Annotated in this window: 17 protein-coding genes and 1 tRNA gene; 7 read left to right on the plus strand and 11 right to left on the minus strand. The window is 34.4% G+C overall.

What is annotated here, in order from left to right; genetic code table 11:
• Nucleotides 1–204: 204 nt before the first annotated feature.
• The 5 genes from ACT53I_RS06105 to holA form a co-directional block, all read right to left on the minus strand.
• Nucleotides 205–292: transfer RNA gene (locus ACT53I_RS06105), tRNA-Ser, on the minus strand.
• A 117-nt stretch (nt 293–409) separates the two neighbouring features.
• On the minus strand, nt 410–775 hold the full coding sequence (gene crcB, locus ACT53I_RS06110) for a fluoride efflux transporter CrcB (protein WP_461375349.1): 366 nt from the start codon (nt 773–775) through the stop codon (nt 410–412).
• 5 nt (nt 776–780) lie between these two features.
• Entirely contained in the window at nt 781–1,722 is a 942-nt protein-coding gene (gene trxB / locus ACT53I_RS06115; RefSeq protein ID WP_069796472.1) for a thioredoxin-disulfide reductase, read from the minus strand.
• Nucleotides 1,723–1,867: 145 nt separating this feature from the next.
• Nucleotides 1,868–2,830, minus strand: a complete 963-nt coding sequence (locus ACT53I_RS06120) for a YitT family protein (RefSeq protein ID WP_476078901.1) — start codon at nt 2,828–2,830, stop codon at nt 1,868–1,870.
• Nucleotides 2,831–2,832: 2 nt separating this feature from the next.
• On the minus strand, nt 2,833–3,864 hold the full coding sequence (gene holA / locus ACT53I_RS06125) for a DNA polymerase III subunit delta (RefSeq protein WP_476078902.1): 1,032 nt from the start codon (nt 3,862–3,864) through the stop codon (nt 2,833–2,835).
• Between the two features lie 4 nt (nt 3,865–3,868).
• Between holA and ACT53I_RS06130 the strand changes: the two genes are divergently transcribed.
• Nucleotides 3,869–4,303 carry a type I restriction enzyme HsdR N-terminal domain-containing protein gene (locus ACT53I_RS06130; protein WP_104792556.1) on the plus strand — a complete coding sequence of 145 codons (435 nt, stop codon included), beginning with the start codon at nt 3,869–3,871 and terminating at the stop codon, nt 4,301–4,303.
• A gap of 12 nt (nt 4,304–4,315) precedes the next feature.
• On the plus strand, nt 4,316–4,924 hold the full coding sequence (locus ACT53I_RS06135) for an HAD family hydrolase (protein ID WP_476078903.1): 609 nt from the start codon (nt 4,316–4,318) through the stop codon (nt 4,922–4,924).
• A gap of 74 nt (nt 4,925–4,998) precedes the next feature.
• On the opposite strand, the gene ACT53I_RS06140 is transcribed toward ACT53I_RS06135, so the two are convergent.
• From ACT53I_RS06140 to ccsB, 4 genes are all read right to left on the minus strand, one after another.
• Complete coding sequence (locus tag ACT53I_RS06140) at nt 4,999–5,460, minus strand: Lrp/AsnC family transcriptional regulator (RefSeq protein WP_069796477.1); 462 nt, start codon at nt 5,458–5,460, stop codon at nt 4,999–5,001.
• A gap of 156 nt (nt 5,461–5,616) precedes the next feature.
• Nucleotides 5,617–6,396, minus strand: a complete 780-nt coding sequence (locus ACT53I_RS06145; protein WP_476078904.1) for an alpha/beta fold hydrolase — start codon at nt 6,394–6,396, stop codon at nt 5,617–5,619.
• 240 nt (nt 6,397–6,636) lie between these two features.
• Nucleotides 6,637–6,999 (minus strand): cupin domain-containing protein, encoded by a 363-nt coding sequence (locus tag ACT53I_RS06150; protein ID WP_476078905.1) that lies wholly within the window; start codon nt 6,997–6,999, stop codon nt 6,637–6,639.
• 57 nt (nt 7,000–7,056) lie between these two features.
• Nucleotides 7,057–10,236, minus strand: coding sequence for a c-type cytochrome biogenesis protein CcsB (gene ccsB / locus ACT53I_RS06155; protein ID WP_476078906.1), 3,180 nt, complete (start codon nt 10,234–10,236; stop codon nt 7,057–7,059).
• A 320-nt stretch (nt 10,237–10,556) separates the two neighbouring features.
• On the opposite strand from ccsB, the gene ACT53I_RS06160 reads away from it, so the two are divergent.
• From ACT53I_RS06160 to ACT53I_RS06175, 4 genes are all read left to right on the plus strand, one after another.
• Nucleotides 10,557–12,989 carry an FtsK/SpoIIIE family DNA translocase gene (locus tag ACT53I_RS06160; protein ID WP_476078907.1) on the plus strand — a complete coding sequence of 811 codons (2,433 nt, stop codon included), beginning with the start codon at nt 10,557–10,559 and terminating at the stop codon, nt 12,987–12,989.
• Between the two features lie 22 nt (nt 12,990–13,011).
• Nucleotides 13,012–13,413 carry a hypothetical protein gene (locus tag ACT53I_RS06165; protein WP_476078908.1) on the plus strand — a complete coding sequence of 134 codons (402 nt, stop codon included), beginning with the start codon at nt 13,012–13,014 and terminating at the stop codon, nt 13,411–13,413.
• A 72-nt stretch (nt 13,414–13,485) separates the two neighbouring features.
• Nucleotides 13,486–14,115 (plus strand): outer membrane lipoprotein periplasmic chaperone LolA1, encoded by a 630-nt coding sequence (lolA1, locus tag ACT53I_RS06170; protein WP_213188973.1) that lies wholly within the window; start codon nt 13,486–13,488, stop codon nt 14,113–14,115.
• Nucleotides 14,116–14,185: 70 nt separating this feature from the next.
• A complete protein-coding gene (locus ACT53I_RS06175; RefSeq protein ID WP_476078909.1) occupies nt 14,186–15,640 on the plus strand; it encodes an LptF/LptG family permease in 1,455 nt (484 codons plus the stop codon).
• Nucleotides 15,641–15,749: 109 nt separating this feature from the next.
• Here the strand turns inward: ACT53I_RS06175 and frr are convergent, their stop codons facing one another.
• Both frr and pyrH read right to left on the minus strand, forming a co-directional pair.
• Nucleotides 15,750–16,304: a ribosome recycling factor gene (frr, locus tag ACT53I_RS06180; protein WP_476078910.1), complete on the minus strand. Its 555-nt coding sequence runs from the start codon at nt 16,302–16,304 to the stop codon at nt 15,750–15,752.
• A 29-nt stretch (nt 16,305–16,333) separates the two neighbouring features.
• Nucleotides 16,334–17,041: a UMP kinase gene (gene pyrH, locus ACT53I_RS06185; protein ID WP_069796895.1), complete on the minus strand. Its 708-nt coding sequence runs from the start codon at nt 17,039–17,041 to the stop codon at nt 16,334–16,336.
• Between the two features lie 172 nt (nt 17,042–17,213).
• Between pyrH and porQ the strand changes: the two genes are divergently transcribed.
• Nucleotides 17,214–18,212 carry a type IX secretion system protein PorQ gene (porQ, locus tag ACT53I_RS06190; protein ID WP_476078911.1) on the plus strand — a complete coding sequence of 333 codons (999 nt, stop codon included), beginning with the start codon at nt 17,214–17,216 and terminating at the stop codon, nt 18,210–18,212.
• Nucleotides 18,213–18,283 lie beyond the last annotated feature (71 nt).

Genomic DNA, 18,283 nt, shown 5'->3' on the forward strand with positions numbered 1-18,283 from the left:
CCAATTGAAAAACAGAAGATAAAGCCTTAAAAGTCCTTATTCATCGCATTTATTTGCTTACCAACAGATGCAAAGAATTTTAAATTATTTAATCAAAATATTAATTGGACTATATAAAACTACAGAGAAGGTAGAAAAAGACTGAAAGTATAGAAAAAAAGAAAAAACGCTGTAAACTTTCGTTTACAGCGTTTGTAATTATTTTGGCGGAGAAAGAGGGATTCGAACCCCCGGACCTGTTACAGTCAACAGTTTTCAAGACTGCCGCAATCGACCACTCTGCCATTTCTCCAGAAACGATTATCTCGTTTTCAGTGGTGCAAATATAGAACCTTTTTAAATTCTGACAAAATTATTTTTTTAGATTTTTCTACATTTTTTATAACGCATTAATTTTCAACATCAAAAATTAATTGCCTGCTGCCTGAAAACCTAATATTACTGCTATAATTCCTAAGATTATGCTCAATAAAACATAAGAAATAAGCACTATATAATTTTGATTTTGTAATAAAGAATAGTTTTCTGCTGCAAAAGTAGAAAACGTGGTAAAACCTCCACAAAAACCTGTAATCAATAGAAATTTAAGCGAATTGTCTACTTTGATAAAATAAGACGAAAAAAGACCTATTAAAAAGCAGCCGATGAGGTTTACCAAGAATGTTCCAAGAGGAAAACTCCCAATAGAAAGGAATTTGGAAGTGTAAAACGATACCAAATACCGCATTACACTCCCTAATCCGCCTCCTAAAAATATGTAAACTAAGGTTTTCAAAAGAATTATTCTAATTCTGATAAATAACGTTCAGCATCTATGGCTGCCATACAACCAGAACCTGCTGCTGTAATCGCTTGTCTGTAGATGTGGTCTTGTACATCTCCTGCTGCGAAAACGCCCGGTAAATTGGTTTTAGAAGATTTTCCTTCGGTGATGATGTAACCGTTTTCGTCTAAGGTAATTTGGCCTGCAAAAACATCAGTATTCGGTTTGTGACCAATCGCGATGAAAATACCGTGAACGTCAATCTTAGAAGTTTCTTGCGTTTGGTTATTGATGACCACTGCTCTTTCTACTAAGCTGTTTTCTCCTTCGATAGCAATTAATTCATGATTGAATTTCACTTCGATATTTGGTGTATTGTTTACCTTGTGAATCATCGCTTTAGAAGCTCTGAAATGGTCTTTTCTTACCAACATGGTCACTTTGTTACACAATTTAGAAAGATAAGTCGCTTCTTCTGCTGCAGTATCTCCTGCTCCAACTACGATTACGTCTTTGCCTCTGTAGAAAAATCCGTCGCAAGTAGCACAAGCAGAAACTCCCCCTCCAGAATATTTTTTCTCGTCTTCTAGACCTAAATATTTTGCAGTAGCTCCTGTAGAAATAATCACTGTTTTTGCTAAAATTTCTTTTTCGCCTGCCCAAAGTTTATGAACTCCCCCTACTTCTTTAGAAAATTCTACTTTCGTAATCATTTCATAGTGTACTTTGGTTTCGAATCTTTCGGCTTGTTTTTGCAAATCCATCATCATTTCAGGACCTGTAATTCCGTTTGGATAACCTGGGAAGTTTTCTACTTCGGTCGTTGTAGTCAACTGACCTCCTGGCTCTAAACCAGTGTATAATTCAGGTTTTAAATCTGCTCTGGCTGCATAAATAGCAGCAGTATAACCAGATGGTCCAGAACCTACAATCACGCAATCTAATATATTATTTTCCATAGAATATAAGGGTTGTTATTTTTTCGAGTTGCAAATTTCGTGAATTTTATTGTTTTGATGATGATTCTCTCATGAATTTTTTCAATGAAAACAATTTTTGATTTGGCATTTCCATTTTTGAAAATTTTTATATGAAAACTTGAAATTAATGTTTCAATGGTCTTTTCTTAATCATTCCACCTTTGGTATCTTTTACCGTGTGCATCACCACGAATGCTGTAGGCGCAATTTTCTCTAATTCCGTGGTCAGTTTACTCACTTCTAAACGAGTAATCACGGTAAAGATAATATCGCTATCTTCTTTCATTCCTCGTTTTCCAAAGCCTTTTTTGCCATTATAAACGGTAACTCCTCTTCCTAATTTATTGTAAATCATTTCTTTAATCTCTTCACATTTTGAAGAAACGATGGTTACCCCAATGTATTCTTCAATTCCTTCTACAATAAAATCGAGTGTTTTAGAAGCCGATAAATACGTAATCATGGAATACAACGCGATTTCTACGCCTAAAAAGTACGCTGCAGCAGAGAAAATCATTACATTGATGATGATAATCACATCTCCAATAGTCGTCCCTAATTTTTTACTTAAATATAATGCTAAAACTTCGGTTCCATCAATTACAGCGCCTCCTCTAATAGACAAACCGATTCCTGCCCCTAAAAAGAAACCTCCAAATACCGCCACTAGAATATTATCATTGGTCACATTTGGGAAGTCTATGTTGGCTAAAACCAATGCTAAACCACCAATTGCAAGAGCTGTTTTTACCGCAAAATTGATTCCCACGGTTTTGTGCCCCATAATAATGAAAGGCAAATTGATAAGCGGAATTAAGTAATAAATCGGAATTTCTGTCAACGCAGAAACCAACAACGAAATTCCTGTTGCGCCACCATCTATAAATTTATTGGTCAAAAGAAATCCTTTGAAACCGAAACCTGCAGAAAATACACCGATGGTAATGAGTAAAAAATTTTTGAATTCGTTTCTTAGGGAAACCAAAATATTATTTTTGGTTTTAATGACTTTGTACCGACTGGTATCTGCTTCGCCTTGTAAACGAAGAATGAGTAAAATGATTTGTTTCCAGATATTTTTAATCATTTTTAGCTTTTGATTTTATCAATGTTTACAATTTTGTAGACCATTTCTTTTAAGAGTTCACTTTCCTCCATATTTACTGCTCCTAGACCTTTTGATTTTAAATCAATTTCCCTCAAAACCGAGATTACTCTGGTCGAAAATTTCAACGGATAATTTCTCGCCGCTTCTGCATAATCTTTCACAAAAAAAGGATTTACACCCAATGCAGACGCGATGAGACTTTGCCCTTGATTCGCTACGGTATGATACATCACCACATTGCTGAAAAAATTATAGAGATTTCCTATGGTCATGACAATAGGATTGGTTTTGGGATTTTTTCCCATGTAATACGCAATTTTGAAGGCTTGATTGCTGTCTTTTTTTCCGAGTGCTTTTTGCAATTCAAAAACATTAAATTCCTTAGAAATCCCAATGTGCGTTTCTACTAATTTACCATCTAAAACTTCTCCTTCTTTCAGCACCAATTTCATTTTATTGAGCTCATTGGAAATTCTAGAAAGGTCATTTCCCAAGTAATCTGCCAATAGTTGAGCAATTCCTGGCGCTAGTTTTATTTGAAGGTTTTTAGATTCGTCTTCTATCCATTTCGCCAAGTTATAATCTTTTACAGGTTCGCTGTGAAAGAGCATATTTGCTTTGTCCAGAACTTTGAATACTTTTTTTCGGCTGTCTACTTTTTTATGCTTGTGTGCAAAGACCAGAATGGTAGATTCCACAGGATTTGTGGCGTAGTTTTCTAAAATTCTAGATTCGTCTTCATTTAATTTTAAGTCTTGTGCTTCTTTTACGATGATGAGTTGCTTGTCTCCCATCATAGGATACTGTCTAGAAAGTGCCAAAATATCATTATAATTGGTATCTTTGCCATAGACTACCGTTTGGTTAAAAGCTTTTTCGTCTTCTGTAAGCACATCATTTTCTAATGCTTTTACAGCTGCGTCTATAAAAAAAGCTTCTTCGCCATGGAAAAAGTAGATGGGTAAAAAGTCCCTATTTTTAATATGTTTGAAAATCTGTTCTAATTCTTTCATCTGAATGCAGCTGCCGAAATTAAATTTTAAAGAAGATTTTGTTTTTGATATCAAGCGAGACAAAGATACGTTTTTTATTTATGATATGGTAAGGAAATCTTGGTTGGTTCTCACTCCTGAAGAGTGGGTAAGACAGCATTTCGTACACTATTTCACTCAAGTAAAAAAGTATGCAAAATCTGCATTAATCCTAGAAAAAAAACTAGAATTAAACGGAACCATCAAGAGAATAGACCTCTTGATTACCGAAAAAACAGCACCTAAAATTTTGGTAGAACTCAAAGCACCACATATCACCCTTACCGAACAAACATTTGAACAAATTGCAAGATACAATTCGGTGATTGGTGCTGAAAAAATTATTTTGAGCAATGGTTTACAGCATATTGCCGCAAGATTTGAAAACGGAAACTATCATTTCGAAAATGTAGAATTTTAAAATAAGAAAAACATGAATATCAAAAATATCATCTTTGATTTTGGCGGAGTGGTTATGGATTGGGACCCGCGTTATTTTTTCAGAGATTATTTCAATGACGACGAGAAAATGGAATATTTCTTGGGAAATATCGCTACCAATGAATGGAATGCGGAACAAGACCGAGGCAGAAGCGTAGCTGAAGCCAATGCTTTACTCATTTCTAAGCACCCAGAATGGGAAAAAGAGATATTGGCATATTATGAAAACTGGCACATCATGTTGCGTTCAGACATTCCAGAAAACGTGAGTGTTTTGCAAAAATTAAAAGGAAAATATGAACTTTTCGGACTTACGAATTGGTCGGCAGAGTTTTTTCCTTACGCTTTGGCTAATTATGAATTTTTCAATGTTTTTGAAGGAAAAATCGTAGTTTCTGGCGAAGAGAAACTCATCAAACCGAATCCTAAAATTTGGGAAGTTCTCCTCGACCGTTATCAAATAAAAGCCGAAGAATCTGTTTTTATTGACGATAATTTCCACAACATCGAAACGGCAAAAAGTTTAGATTTCATCACAGTTCACGTGAATGAAAACATGAATTTAGAAACTGAACTTAAAAATTTGGGATTAGAATTTTAAATTCATCAAAAACATATTCCATCAAAAAAGTCACATCGTGAGGATGTGACTTTCTATCTTTTATTTCCAAAATTTTACAAGAAAATTTTAGTCTCTTCTTTTACCGTACACAGAACGATGCTGCTGTGATAATCGCCGATGTGGGGATAATTGGTAAATGTTTTTTCTACAAAATCGTTGTATTCTTTAATGTTTTTGGTCACAATTTTAATCATGTAATCATACACTCCAGAAACACTCACTACTTCTACTATTTCAGGACATTTATTGAGTTTTTCCTCAAAATCTCTCAAAATTTCCACTGATTTATTTTTGATGGTTACGTTGCAATATGCCACCAATTCGTACCCTACTTTTTCTCTATCTACGATGGCTACATATTTTTTGATGATTCCATTGTTTTTGAGAGATTTTACTCTTTCATAAGTGGGTGTGAAAGATAAACCGATTCTTTCTGCCAAATCTTTGATGGCAATCGTGTTATCTTCTTGCAGAATATTGAGGATTTTGTAATCTAACTTATCGAGTGACTTCATAAATTTTATCTAAAAATGAAGTCAAAAATAAGAATTATTTTTAAAATATCCTGTATTTTGGAAGTTTGACCATAAAAAAAATCTATAAAAGGAGTTGTTGGTTGTTGGTTGACAGTTGTTGGTTGTTGGTTGATGGACTATAGACGATGGATCAATTTAAGATCTTTTGAGGGATTCTAAAAATCGAATCACTTTGCTGTTGAAAACGTGTGGAGCATCTACATTGACTACATGACCGCAGTTTTCGATCACCAATAAACTCGATGATTTTTCGTGGTTTTTTACCACTTCTTTCACCGAAGGCAAAAACATATAATCCTCTTCTCCCATCACATAAAAAGTGGGAATATTGAGTTCCTTTTGTCTGAACCAACGCAGAACTGGGTTAATTTCTGTCGTCAATTTAAACCACTTAATAAACTCTTTTTGGTATAATTTCTTCGCCTCATTGATAAAGAGATTTCGCGAAGATTTATGATTTTTCTTGGGCATAATAATGAAGGCAAAGAGACGGTACAAAACCAAATATGGTAAAATGTATTTAAAAATATTGCCAATTTTCATTAAAATCTGCGAGCGGAAATTCATTTTCAGAATAGCTCCTCCCATTACCATCGATTTTACACGTTCTGGACGCATTTCTGCCAACTGACGAATCACAATAGAACCTAAAGAAATCCCCACAAAATGAGAACTTTTGATTTTAAGATGGTCTATGACTTCCAAAATATCATGCGCAATAGATTGAAAGGTGTATTTCTTCGCCTTTAATTTATTAGAACTTCCGTGACCTCGTAAATCGAGCATTAAGACATTAAATTTCTTCTGAAATTCGCGGATTTGTTTGAACCAAATGGTAGAACTTCCTCCAGCTCCATGAACAAAGGTCACCCATTCTGCACTTTCAGAATTTTGATAAATTGTATATGAAATCAAATTTTTAACTTTTTTACAAAAATATAATATTATGCAATAAATATAATTAATTTTTCGTGAATTTTTATCTCTTTTATCCATAAAAAATCATTCTCAAAATTATTTCCCCTTCCCTAAAGGGTGTAATTTTGAATACTCTATTCTTCCCTGTTCACCAAATCCATAGAAAAAGCAGGCAGACAAATGGCTAAATATTCAAAATTATTTTCCCCTTCCCTAAAGGGTGTAATTTTGAATACTCTATTCTTCTCTATTCACTAAATCCATAGAGAAAGCAGGCAAACAAATGGCTAAATATTCGCATTCATCTTCGAAAGGGTTGCTGTAACGAATTCTTGCCCCTTTTTGGATTAAAATGCTCTGTCCAGCTTCTAAAACTACTAATTCCCCATCAATTTCAAACTGTTTTTTCCCTCTGATGATGATGGTAAATTCATCAAATTCTGGCGTTTGATGCGGTTCGCTCCAATGTGGTGGCGCAATCATGTGCGCAATAGAAATTTCTGAATTCCCTGTAGAATTTCCCCAATGTTCTTGAATTAATTTACCATCTGTAGTAGGCACTACAAAAGGATTTTTCTGAATTTTATATTTCTTTTCCATTACAATTATTATTAAAAAACCTTTATCAAAATTAAAGATAAAGGTTTGAATATTATATTACTTTACGGTCAATTTTTTGTACTTGTAATAAGCACCTAATCCTAATGCCGTCATTACTCCAATACTGATGTACACCCAAGCTGGAACAGGAATAGGATCTCCTGCTGCATAAGAATGCAATCCTGAAAGGTAATAATTCACTCCAAAATAGGTCATTACCATACTACAGAATGCGAACATGGTCATTAAGTGGAAGGCGTATCTTCCTCTCAAACCTGGAACCAATCTCATGTGCAATACAAATGCGTATACAATGATAGAAATGAATGCCCAAGTTTCTTTCGGGTCCCAGCTCCAATATCTACCCCAAGATTCATTTGCCCAAATTCCACCTAAGAAATTCCCCACGGTTAATGCAAATAAACCAATGGTTAAGGACATTTCTGAAACGATGGTTAATTCTTTAATCGTAGAATGGTCATGTTTATCAAATGTATTTTTACTTGAAATAATATAGAAAAACAATGAAATCACTGCAATAATCATTGACAAAGCGAAGAAACCATAACTGCTGGTAATAATCGCTACGTGAATGATTAACCAATATGATTTCAACACTGGTACTAAAGGTGTGATTTGAGGGTCTAATTGAGAACCACCATGTGCAAATCCCATCATGATTACCGCTACCATAAATCCTGCAGCTGGAATGAGTGCATTGGCATTTCTGTACAGCATTAAACCTGCTGAAATTCCCACCCAAGAAATAAATACAATGGCTTCGTAACCATTACTCCAAGGAGCGTGACCAGAAATGTACCATCTTCCGATTAATCCTAAGAAGTGAAGGAAATATCCTACTACTCCAATGTAAATGATAGATTTGATTACTTTGTGTAATATTTTGTTTGGTTTGAAAAGTTCTATAAATCCTAAAACGATTAATAAACCACCAATGATTGTATAAAAAATCAATAACCAAAAGTTAAGATTTGCTTTGTTCATAAAAACTTCAAGGCTCACTTTGCTCTCATCTGGAAGTACATTTTTACCCCAAGTTTTTTGATATTCTTGAATTTTGGTTAGCGCTTCATCTGCTTTTGTCCAGTCTCCATTTCTAGAAGCATCTACTACACTGATGAAATAAGGTGCAATCACATTTTGTGCTTGTGGATCTGCTTTTTGTTCTGCATCTAGCCAAGAGTTCCAAGTATGATTAGGGTCGTTTTGAATAGGAACTACTCTAAAATATTGTCCAGAAAGCAATCCGTAAAATACTTGCACTCTTTCGTTTACAGAAATAACTTCTTTATCATAATTGCTTTGTTCTGCAGGTTTTTTTCTAAAAGCCGTATTGAAATCTTCTTCTAAAATGAATTTTGGCATTCCCATCGCATCGGTTACGAAAAGATTCATCATAGAAGTATAGCCATCTTCGTTGGCTTTGGTTTTTTTCTTTAATTCTTCGCCACCTTTTGTTCCGATTTTGATGATTTTATCGTTCATCCAAGCCATCGGATTGATGTTAATCGATAAGAACCACTGGTTCGCGTTTAGCTCTCCCCATTTTTCTTTTTTGGCTAACTTTCTTAAAACATCTAATGCTTGAGTATTCATCGGTTCTATTCTTCCGTCAAAACCTTGCACGAGAAGATACCCGAATTTCTCGGCATGTTCTTTAGAAATTTCGGCGTGAACCATTTGTTGAGGCACACTTTGCGGTTGAGCAGTTGGCGCAGCTTCAGCATGAACTTCTCCTTCTTTATGTTGATGCTCTTGAGCATTTAATCCCACCATTGAGAATAATAAAAGGAAAATTGCAACTTTCTTTTTCGCCATGTCTTTTAGAGATTGGTTCAGTTTCCAGAAGTGTGTTCCTTTCCAGAAAAGTGCTACAAACAATCCTAAAAACAAGAATGCGTAGCCAATATATGTTACCAAAGTTCCCCAGAAATCGTGATTTACCGATAGCACGGTTCCTTGTCTGTCTGGGTCAAAACTCGCTTGGAAGAATCTATATCCTTTATGATTTAAAACGTGGTTCATATAAATTTTATAAGGCGTTTGTTTGCCTTCGTCTACAATTTGAACGTGTGATTCATACGCAGATGGAGAATCACTTCCTGGGTAAGTTTCCATGACGAAATCATCTAATTTCAAAGCAAATGGAGTTTGATACACTTTCGGACCGAAACCAAGAATGATGTTTAATCCGTCAATTGTCATTTGTTTAAATGCGTTAGGATTTCCTTTTTCTACTGACAAATCGATGGTTTGTTCTGTTTTAGGACCTTTTACCAAAACTTTTAACATATCAGGAACATTTTGGTCTCTTTTTTTATCTCCAGAATAGGCAATTAGGTTTCCTTTTTTCAAAGGTTCTGGAACTACCAATTTTAAATTTTCGATGGTGTAAAGACTTCTCAAAGCCAATGGCTGGAATTCATCTTTCTTAGTAACACCAGTTGCTTGAGTTGCCATGGTCATATAATTGGCTTCTACAGGTGTTTTGATGAATAAATTCCCGTTTTCCTGTTTGAATTCTACTGCTCCTTCTATACCTTTATTGAAAGAAACTAGGAATCCATTGATGCTTTTTACCTCACCAGAACCCAAATAAATATCTTCTCTTCCATTATCATTGGTTGAAACCAAGTGAAGATATTCTTTTCCTGAATCGCTGACAACTAAACTGTCTTTTTTTCTCTGAATATATTCTAATTGCTCTACTTGAACCAGTTCCCCATGGAAATCATACTTTGCCTTAAATCTGTGCGGAATAATTTTCGCAATGAGTGGTTCTTGAGAAGCCATCATATAAGGAATTTCGGCATAACTTAAACGGTCGCCACCTCTTTCGATTTGAATTTTAAAGAAATTTTTATCGGTAATGATTTCATTAGAAGTTTCTCCTTCTCTGATGTGCATTTGCCCTTCGTAACTGATGTAACGGGTGATTGCTCCCCCAATAAAAATAAAGACAAAAGCCAAGTGAAACACCAATAACGGCCATTTTTCTCGTTTCCAAAGTCTGTATCTATTAATATTACCAATAAAGTTGAGGATAAGTAAAATCATTACTACTTCGAACCATTTTGCTTCATAGATTAAAGCTTTGGCAGTAGGTGTTCCGAAATCGTTTTCTACAAAAGTAGCATAAGCCATTGCAAAAGCATAAACGAACAATAAAACAGCCATTGTTCTCGTAGAAATCAGAATATTAATCAGTTTTTTCATTATAGATTTTTAAACTGCACAAAAATACATTCTATAAATTGAATTAGCGAATTTTGATAGTTGGATTTTATCTATAACTGTGTTAAAATTTTTATAAAATTTTGCTTTTTTTTAACTTCTTTGGTTCATTTAATCATTTGATTTCTCTGTATAAAAATTCAACTTCTTAAAAACCAAATCCTCATTTTCAATTTGAAGACCTCAAAATCAGAAAATTAAATGCTATTTCTAGCTAAAAAGTTACTATTTTTAAAATCAAAAAACGATTTCAAATGTTTTCATTTTTCATATAAAATATTACCTTTGCGTGTTATCACATTATGGCAAAATTAGCATCTAACAATAGACAAGAGGTAGAAGAAAGCAAGACGCTCTCTAAACCCAGAATTTTTTTCGGACTTTTATTTTTGTTTTTATCGGTAGTGTTTGCACTATCTTTCGCATCTTATTTACTGAATTGGAAGGCTAACCAAAGTCAGACTGGTGCAATGTTGGATAAAAGCATTAAATCTTCTAATATTTTTGGAAAAGTGGGAGACTGGCTCGGGAATATTTTTATTTTCGATAGTATCGGGATTGCTGCTTTCATTGTGGCTTTTTTGATGATGGTTTTAGGTTTCCAAATCCTGAAGAAAAACTATTTTAAAATCTGGAAAACCCTTTCTCACTCTCTCTTTTTTCTTTGTTGGCTCCCTATTCTTATGGGCGCCATCACCAAAGGAAACGGAACGTTAAGTGGCGTTTTCGGGAATGAAATTCAAGAATATTTGGCTTCTATTATTGGTGATTTCGGATTGTGGATGACCCTTTTAGCTGCGATTATCCTGTATTTTGTTTTGGAATTTAATCTCAGACCGAGTTCTATTAAAAATCAAATCGATTCTATTAAAGATAAATTTGCCCCAGATTATGATGCCGATGAAGATTTCGAAGCAGACAAAGAACTGAAAGAAGAACCTCATTTTGAAAACCTAAAAGTCACTTCGGAAGTTGAAGCTCCTAAAACAGAAACTTTTGAAACTATTAAAACACCTCATCAGACAGGCTTGGAAGTTCCTAAGACAGATGTTTCGACTCCGCTCAACATGACAAAGGAGAAAGATTTAGAGCCTACAGGTTTTAGTTTTCAAAAAGAAGAGACACCTACAAAAACTGCAGACAATATTGCTTTCAGTATTGAAGAAGTGAAGGAAGATTTAGACGATTCTGAAAGAAAAGCTAAGGATTTGGTAGACAAACACGGTTTGTATGACCATAAATTGGATTTGGCGAATTTCCAAATGCCAAAAATTGAACTTTTAAGAGAATATGGCAACGAAGAAATCGCCATCAATAAAGACGAACTCGAAGAAAATAAAAATAAAATCGTTGGCTTACTGAAAAATTTCAACGTAGGTATTGCAGAAATTAAAGCAACCATCGGTCCTACTGTTACGCTTTACGAAATCGTTCCAGAAGCGGGAATCAGAGTAGCGGCGATTAAAAAATTACAAGATGATATTGCTTTAAATTTATCAGCTCTAGGAATTAGAATCATTGCACCAATGCCAGGAAAAGGAACGATAGGAATAGAAGTTCCACGCAAAAATCCTTCAATGGTTTCTATGCGAAGTGTTATTTCTTCACCGAAATTCCAAAATGCAGATATGGATTTGCCAGTAGTTTTTGGGAAAACGATTTCTAACGAAGTTTTCGTAGCAGATTTAGCCAAAATGCCTCACTTATTGATGGCTGGAGCAACTGGACAAGGAAAATCTGTTGGGATTAACGCCATTCTTACTTCCCTACTTTACAAAAAACATCCTAGTGAATTAAAATTTGTAATGGTAGACCCTAAAAAAGTAGAACTTTCATTGTATTCTAAAATTGAAAGACATTATTTGGCAAAACTTCCAGATGGCGAAGACGCTATTATTACGGATACGCATAAAGTGATTAACACTCTGAACTCTCTTTGTATAGAAATGGATACGCGTTATGACTTGCTGAAAAATGCTTTTTGTAAAAATATTAAGGAATACAATAAGAAATTCACGGAGCGCAAACTGAATCCTGAAAACGGTCACCGTTACATGCCTTACATCGTTCTTGTGGTAGACGAATTTGCAGACCTTATCATGACGGCAGGAAAAGAAGTAGAACTCCCAATTGCCAGATTAGCTCAATTGGCAAGAGCGGTGGGAATTCACTTGATTGTAGCAACGCAAAGACCATCTGTAAACGTCATTACAGGGATGATTAAAGCCAATTTCCCAGCGAGAGCAGCCTTTAGAGTAATTTCTTCTGTAGATTCCAGAACCATTTTAGATTCTACAGGTGCAGAGCAATTGATAGGAAAAGGTGATATGTTGTATTTTAACGGAAATGACTTATTGAGATTGCAATGTGCATTTGTAGATACTCCAGAAGTGGAAAAAATTGCAGAATACATTGGCGAACAAAAAGGTTACGCTTCTGCATTTATGTTGCCCGAATATTCTGGGGAAGAAACCACTTCTACGGTGGGAAGTTTTGACCCGAATGAAAAAGACCAACTCTTCGAAGAAGCCGCTAGAATTATTGTTTCTACACAACAAGGTTCTACTTCTATGCTTCAGAGACAATTAAAATTGGGCTACAACAGAGCTGGAAGAATTATGGACCAGTTAGAAGCTGCAGGAATTGTAGGCGGTTTCAACGGTGCAAAAGCAAGAGAAGTCATGATTTCTGATTTGAATTCTTTGGAAAGTTTCTTGGAGGAATTGAGGAAGTAAATACAAAAACAAAAGAATAAAAATGAGAATACTATTTATCTTAATTTTCATTTCAAATTTTACATTCTCCCAAGAAAAAAAAGATAGCTCTTTTTGTTCTGAAACATTTGAAATTACTGATAAAGTTCCTAAAAATATCAGAAGATTCATAAAAGAGAATCGGAAAAAAGATGAATTGCTTTGGTATAATCAAAATAATAGATTTATTAAAACATACAATATTCATTTTTTTAAATCTAAAAACTTCTTTGCAATAAATTATTTTTACGATTCTTCAAGTTATTCTCAAAGCAGAATTATTTTTTTTAAAATCGAAAACATAAAAAATTACTCTATTGTAGGTGATTGTTGCCTTCAATATGAGAATTTTAATGATAAATTAAAATGCAATTGTGAAAAGAACTTAACCTTTCTTAAAGAATAGTTAAATAGATAAAATGCAAAAACATTGGCTCACTTTTTGAAATCTACACCAAGAATCATTAAAAATAAAAACATGAAATATTTTAACAAGATTATATTAGCAAGTGCTTTGGTTGGAAGTTTTACCTTTTCGTTCGCGCAAAAAGTAGATGCTAAAGCCAAAACTATTTTAGAAACCGTTTCTAAAAATTATAAAGCCAAGAAAAATACGTACTTCAAATTTTCTTACGGAACGGGAACTGGAAAAGTAAGCAAAACCGAAACAGGAATCTTCTACTCTACTCCTACTCAGTATAAACTGAATATCATGGGAAATGAGCAGATTTTTGACGGAAAAAAAGTGTACAACATTTCTAAAGAAGACCAAGAAGTGACAATTGCTCAGCCGAATGGTTCAGAAAAAGCACTTTCCCCTATCAATTATCTTGATGAATACAAAACAGGCTACACCGTAACTTATGCAGGAAAAAGTGGCGGTCTAGACCTCATCAAAATGGTTCCTGTGAAAGATAATGGAGTAAAAAGTGTGGTTTTGTACATCAATACGCCTAAAAAGCAGATTGCTAAAATTGTACAGACTTCATCAGGCAATGATTTGGCCGTGATTACCGTAAATCAATACAAAGAAAACCAAAGTTTAAGTGCTTCTACTTTTAGCTTTGATAAAAACAAGTACAAGAATTACCTGATTACAGAATTATAATTTTCAAAAAATAAGTTAAATTAAAGTCACAAAAGCCATTCCTTTTGTGACTTTTTCATAATTTTGGCAAATGTTAAAGAAACTCGATCAATATATTATAAAAACCTTTTTCGGGCCGTTTCTATTTATTTTCAGCGTGCTGTTTTTCATCTTTATGGTGAATATTGTATGGATACAGCTTTCGCAGTTTACAGGAAAAGGCTTAAGCAATTGGGAAATTGTAAAATTCTTGTTTTATCTGAGTGTAAACGTTGTCAAAATGGTATTACCACTCACGATTCTTTTGGCTTCCATTATGACTTTTGGAGATTTCGGGGAACGCTATGAACTCGCCGCCATGAAATCTGCGGGAATTTCCCTCACCAGAATTATGATGCCTTTATTTGCCATCGTTTCTTTACTTTCTATCATGCTTTTTGTGTTTTCGAATAATGTGATTCCAGATTTTCAGAGGAAGGCCAAAAACATGATGTACAATATTGCCGCTACCAAACCCGCCATCAACTTTACCGCAGGACAATTCATCAATTCATTGCCTGGAGCAACGGTAAAATTTGACAAAATTTATGGAGAAAACGGCGAACATTTAGAAGGCGTTTTTGTGCACAAAGTGGCTAATGCTTATGAAGACCAAAGAACTATTATTGCTAAAAAAGGTGAATTTACACCTGCTGCGAATAGAAATTATTTGAAATTGGTTTTATATGATGGCTATATTTTCGAAGATAATATTCAAGACAAAAATTATTTAGAACGACTAAAACAGCCTGGTCAATCGGTAAAATTTGATTCTCTGGTTCAGCATTTTGATGTGAGTGATGTCATTAACAAAGCCATAGAAGACGAAAAAATCACAGATGATTACCGTTTCCAAAACTATAAAGAGATTAATAAAACGATTGTAAAGGTTAAGAAAGAAAACGATTATAGTTTTAATTCTATTAACTCAGAAATGGTAGGACAAACGAATAATTATGTTACCTATATTGACAAAATTAAAAATCCTGCCAAACCTACAGAACCTTTTGCGATAGAAAAATTGAAAGAAGATAAAAGGTTAGAAGTCCTCTATCAAGCCTATACTAAAATTTCTTTTTTACAAAACGAAAAAAAGAATAAGGATACCCAAATTTTAGATATTGTAAAGTATTACAATAAGATTATCATGTATCAACAAGGGATTATTGCTTATTCCGTGACTTGTCTTATTTTCTTTATGATTGGTGCGAGTTTAGGTTCTATCATCAGAAAAGGAGGTGTAGGTTTACCTGTGGTGATTGCAATTATCATTTTTATTGTCTTCTATGTGATGAACTTGACCGTAGAAAATATTACTTGGAAAGGAAAACTCAATCCTTATTTCGGAGCTTGGCTTTCTAATTTGGTTTTATTTCCTTTTGGTGTTTGGCTCACATATAAAGCGCTTACCGATTCTCAAGTTTTCGATGTAGAAAAATACAAAGCACTGACCAAGCCTCTTTGGAGCAAGTTTGTGAAAGAAAGAGAGCATGAAAGGTATCAATAGGTTTAGATTCTAGATACTAGATATGAGATTCTAGATATGAGATTCTAGATTTTATAATAAAAAAACTCCAGAAATTCTGGAGTTTTTTGTTTTGCTTATGTTTATAGCATTAGATTTTGAAAATATCTGTTTCTTTTGCTTTAAAATGTTCGTCTGCTAATTTCACATACTTGTCTGTCAGTTCTTGGATTTTAGCTTCTGTATCTTTGATGATGTCTTCAGAAACGCCATCTAATTTTTTAAGTTCTTTCATACCATCATGTCTAGCATTTCTGATGGTTACTTTGGTTTGTTCGGTTTCCGCTTTCGCTTGTTTTGCTAAATCTTTACGTCTTTCTTCAGTTAATGGCGGAACATTAAGAATAATTGTATCTCCATTATTAGAAGGCGCAAAACCAAGGTTAGAATTGATAATCGCTTTTTCAATGGCGTTAATCGCTGATCTATCCCATGGTTGAATAGAAATCGTCATCGCATCTGGAACAGATACATTCGCAACTTGATTGATTGGCGACATTGCTCCGTAATATTCTACCACAACATCTTGAACCATAGATGTAGAAGCTCTACCTGCTCTAATTTTTTGGAAAGCGTGATCAAGGTGCTTAATTGCAGCATCCATTTCTTGCTTTACCATATCCATAATCATGTTTAATTCTTCCATTGTATATTGAAAATTTGATAAGTTACACATTATATATTCACAAGAGTTCCTACTTCTTCGCCTAAGACTACTTTTAATAAATTACCGTCTTTATTCATGTCAAAAACAATGATGGGTAAATTATTTTCTTTACTTAGGGTAAATGCAGTCATGTCCATTACTTTTAAATCTTTCTCAAAAACTTCGTCGTAAGAAAGCGAGTTGAATTTTACTGCATCTGCATTTTTTTCTGGGTCAGAATCATAGATTCCATCTACTCTCGTTCCTTTCAAAATAACATCAGCGCCTATTTCTATTGCTCTCAATGTAGCTGCAGTATCAGTTGTAAAATACGGATTACCAGTTCCCGCTCCGAAAATCACCACTCTTCCTTTTTCTAAGTGTCTCACCGCTCTTCTTTTGATGAAAGGTTCTGCTACTTTATCCATTTCTATTGCAGACTGTAATCTGGTCTTAATGCCTTGGTCTTCTAGTGCGCCTTGTAACGCCATCCCATTAATTACGGTAGCCAACATTCCCATATAATCGCCTTGCACTCTATCCATACCTTTGGCTGCTCCAGCTACTCCACGGAAAATATTTCCTCCTCCTATTACAATTGCTAATTCTACACCTGCATCTACTACTTTTTTAATTTCTTTAGCATATTCTACCAATCTATCATTATCAATCCCGTATTGTCTGCTACCCATTAAAGCTTCTCCGCTTAATTTTAAAAGAACTCTTTTGTATTTCATTGTTATATTTTTATCAAAATTGGTGTCTCAAAAAGTATAGATTTGAGGCAAAAAATAAATTTAATGCAAATATAATGAATCGTAAAGAATTTCGTTAATAGAATTATGTTTTCGCTTTTAATTTTTGTTAAAGTGTAAAATAAATTATTTTTGCAAAGTTATAATTGAAATTTTGAAGAAACTATTTACCACATCCTTCTGTTTATTCGCATTATGGGCTTCTGCACAAACTGGAACCAAGGTCTATCCTTTTCTGAATGTTCCCGTTTCTGCCAGACAAGCTGTTTTAGGTGGTGATGCGGTTTCTGTACGAGATTATGACGTGAATTTTGCTGCCATCAATCCTGCTCTCATGAACCTAGACATGGACAATAGAATCGGGATTAATTACGGTTCTTACATTGCTGGTTCTAATTTGGGAAGCATTAATTACGTAAAAGATTTAACGGCAGGACATTTCATTTCAGTCAACGCCAGAGTTTTGGACTTCGGAAAAACACCCAGAACTGATGAATTCGGGAATGTAAACGGGGAATTTTCTGCCATGGATGCTTCATTTGGCATAGGTTATGCCTATCAGTTTGATGATGATTTCACGATTGGTGCCAATGTGAATTACCTCACTTCTAAAATCGACAATTATACTTCTTCGGCCATTTCTGCGAATGCTGGAGTAACTTATCACAATGAACAATCCAAAGAAACGGTGGCTTTGGTTTTCAGAAATTTTGGTTATCAAATCAAATCTTACAACGGAACCAAAGAACAATTGCCTTTCCGAGCAGATATAGGTTACACCAGAATTTTACCAGATTTTCCTTTGGCTTACACCCTTACTTATCATGATTTACAGCAATTTAATATTTCTCAATCGTATGATATTAATGGCAAAGAAATCGGTTTTGGCAGAAAATTGATGGACCATCTTTCTGGTGGCATCGAATTGTTTCCTGAACAAGCCTTCAATATTAGAATGGGTTATAACGTAAAACGCGGAAACGAACTCGCGGTTCTCGATCAAAGAAATTTCTCTGGATTGAGTTTTGGCTTTGGAATCAAAATCTCCTCTTTTAGATTTGATTATTCCCACGTTCGTTATCACAACGCCGATAATGTGAATCAAATTGGCTTAATGCTGGATTTGGTAGAACTTTCTGGAAATAGAAGGTGATGATTTGGGATTTGGGATTTGGGATTTTAGATTTTTAGAAAACTAATTGAAAGAAATCTTTTGTATATTTG

The organism is Cloacibacterium sp. DMC96, assembly GCF_056313765.1.

Bases quoted from the DNA above. Each gene is read 5' to 3' on its own strand.
- pyrH (WP_069796895.1), bottom strand. From the start codon at position 17,041: ATGAAATACAAAAGAGTTCTTTTAAAATTAAGCGGAGAAGCTTTAATG.
- ACT53I_RS06175 (WP_476078909.1), top strand. From the start codon at position 14,186: ATGTTAAAGAAACTCGATCAATATATTATAAAAACCTTTTTCGGGCCG.
- ACT53I_RS06160 (WP_476078907.1), top strand. From the start codon at position 10,557: ATGGCAAAATTAGCATCTAACAATAGACAAGAGGTAGAAGAAAGCAAG.
- ACT53I_RS06150 (WP_476078905.1), bottom strand. From the start codon at position 6,999: ATGGAAAAGAAATATAAAATTCAGAAAAATCCTTTTGTAGTGCCTACT.
- lolA1 (WP_213188973.1), top strand. From the start codon at position 13,486: ATGAAATATTTTAACAAGATTATATTAGCAAGTGCTTTGGTTGGAAGT.
- holA (WP_476078902.1), bottom strand. From the start codon at position 3,864: ATGAAAGAATTAGAACAGATTTTCAAACATATTAAAAATAGGGACTTT.
- trxB (WP_069796472.1), bottom strand. From the start codon at position 1,722: ATGGAAAATAATATATTAGATTGCGTGATTGTAGGTTCTGGACCATCT.
- ACT53I_RS06130 (WP_104792556.1), top strand. From the start codon at position 3,869: ATGCAGCTGCCGAAATTAAATTTTAAAGAAGATTTTGTTTTTGATATC.
- ACT53I_RS06135 (WP_476078903.1), top strand. From the start codon at position 4,316: ATGAATATCAAAAATATCATCTTTGATTTTGGCGGAGTGGTTATGGAT.
- ACT53I_RS06140 (WP_069796477.1), bottom strand. From the start codon at position 5,460: ATGAAGTCACTCGATAAGTTAGATTACAAAATCCTCAATATTCTGCAA.
- ACT53I_RS06120 (WP_476078901.1), bottom strand. From the start codon at position 2,830: ATGATTAAAAATATCTGGAAACAAATCATTTTACTCATTCTTCGTTTA.
- ccsB (WP_476078906.1), bottom strand. From the start codon at position 10,236: ATGAAAAAACTGATTAATATTCTGATTTCTACGAGAACAATGGCTGTT.
- ACT53I_RS06165 (WP_476078908.1), top strand. From the start codon at position 13,012: ATGAGAATACTATTTATCTTAATTTTCATTTCAAATTTTACATTCTCC.
- frr (WP_476078910.1), bottom strand. From the start codon at position 16,304: ATGGAAGAATTAAACATGATTATGGATATGGTAAAGCAAGAAATGGAT.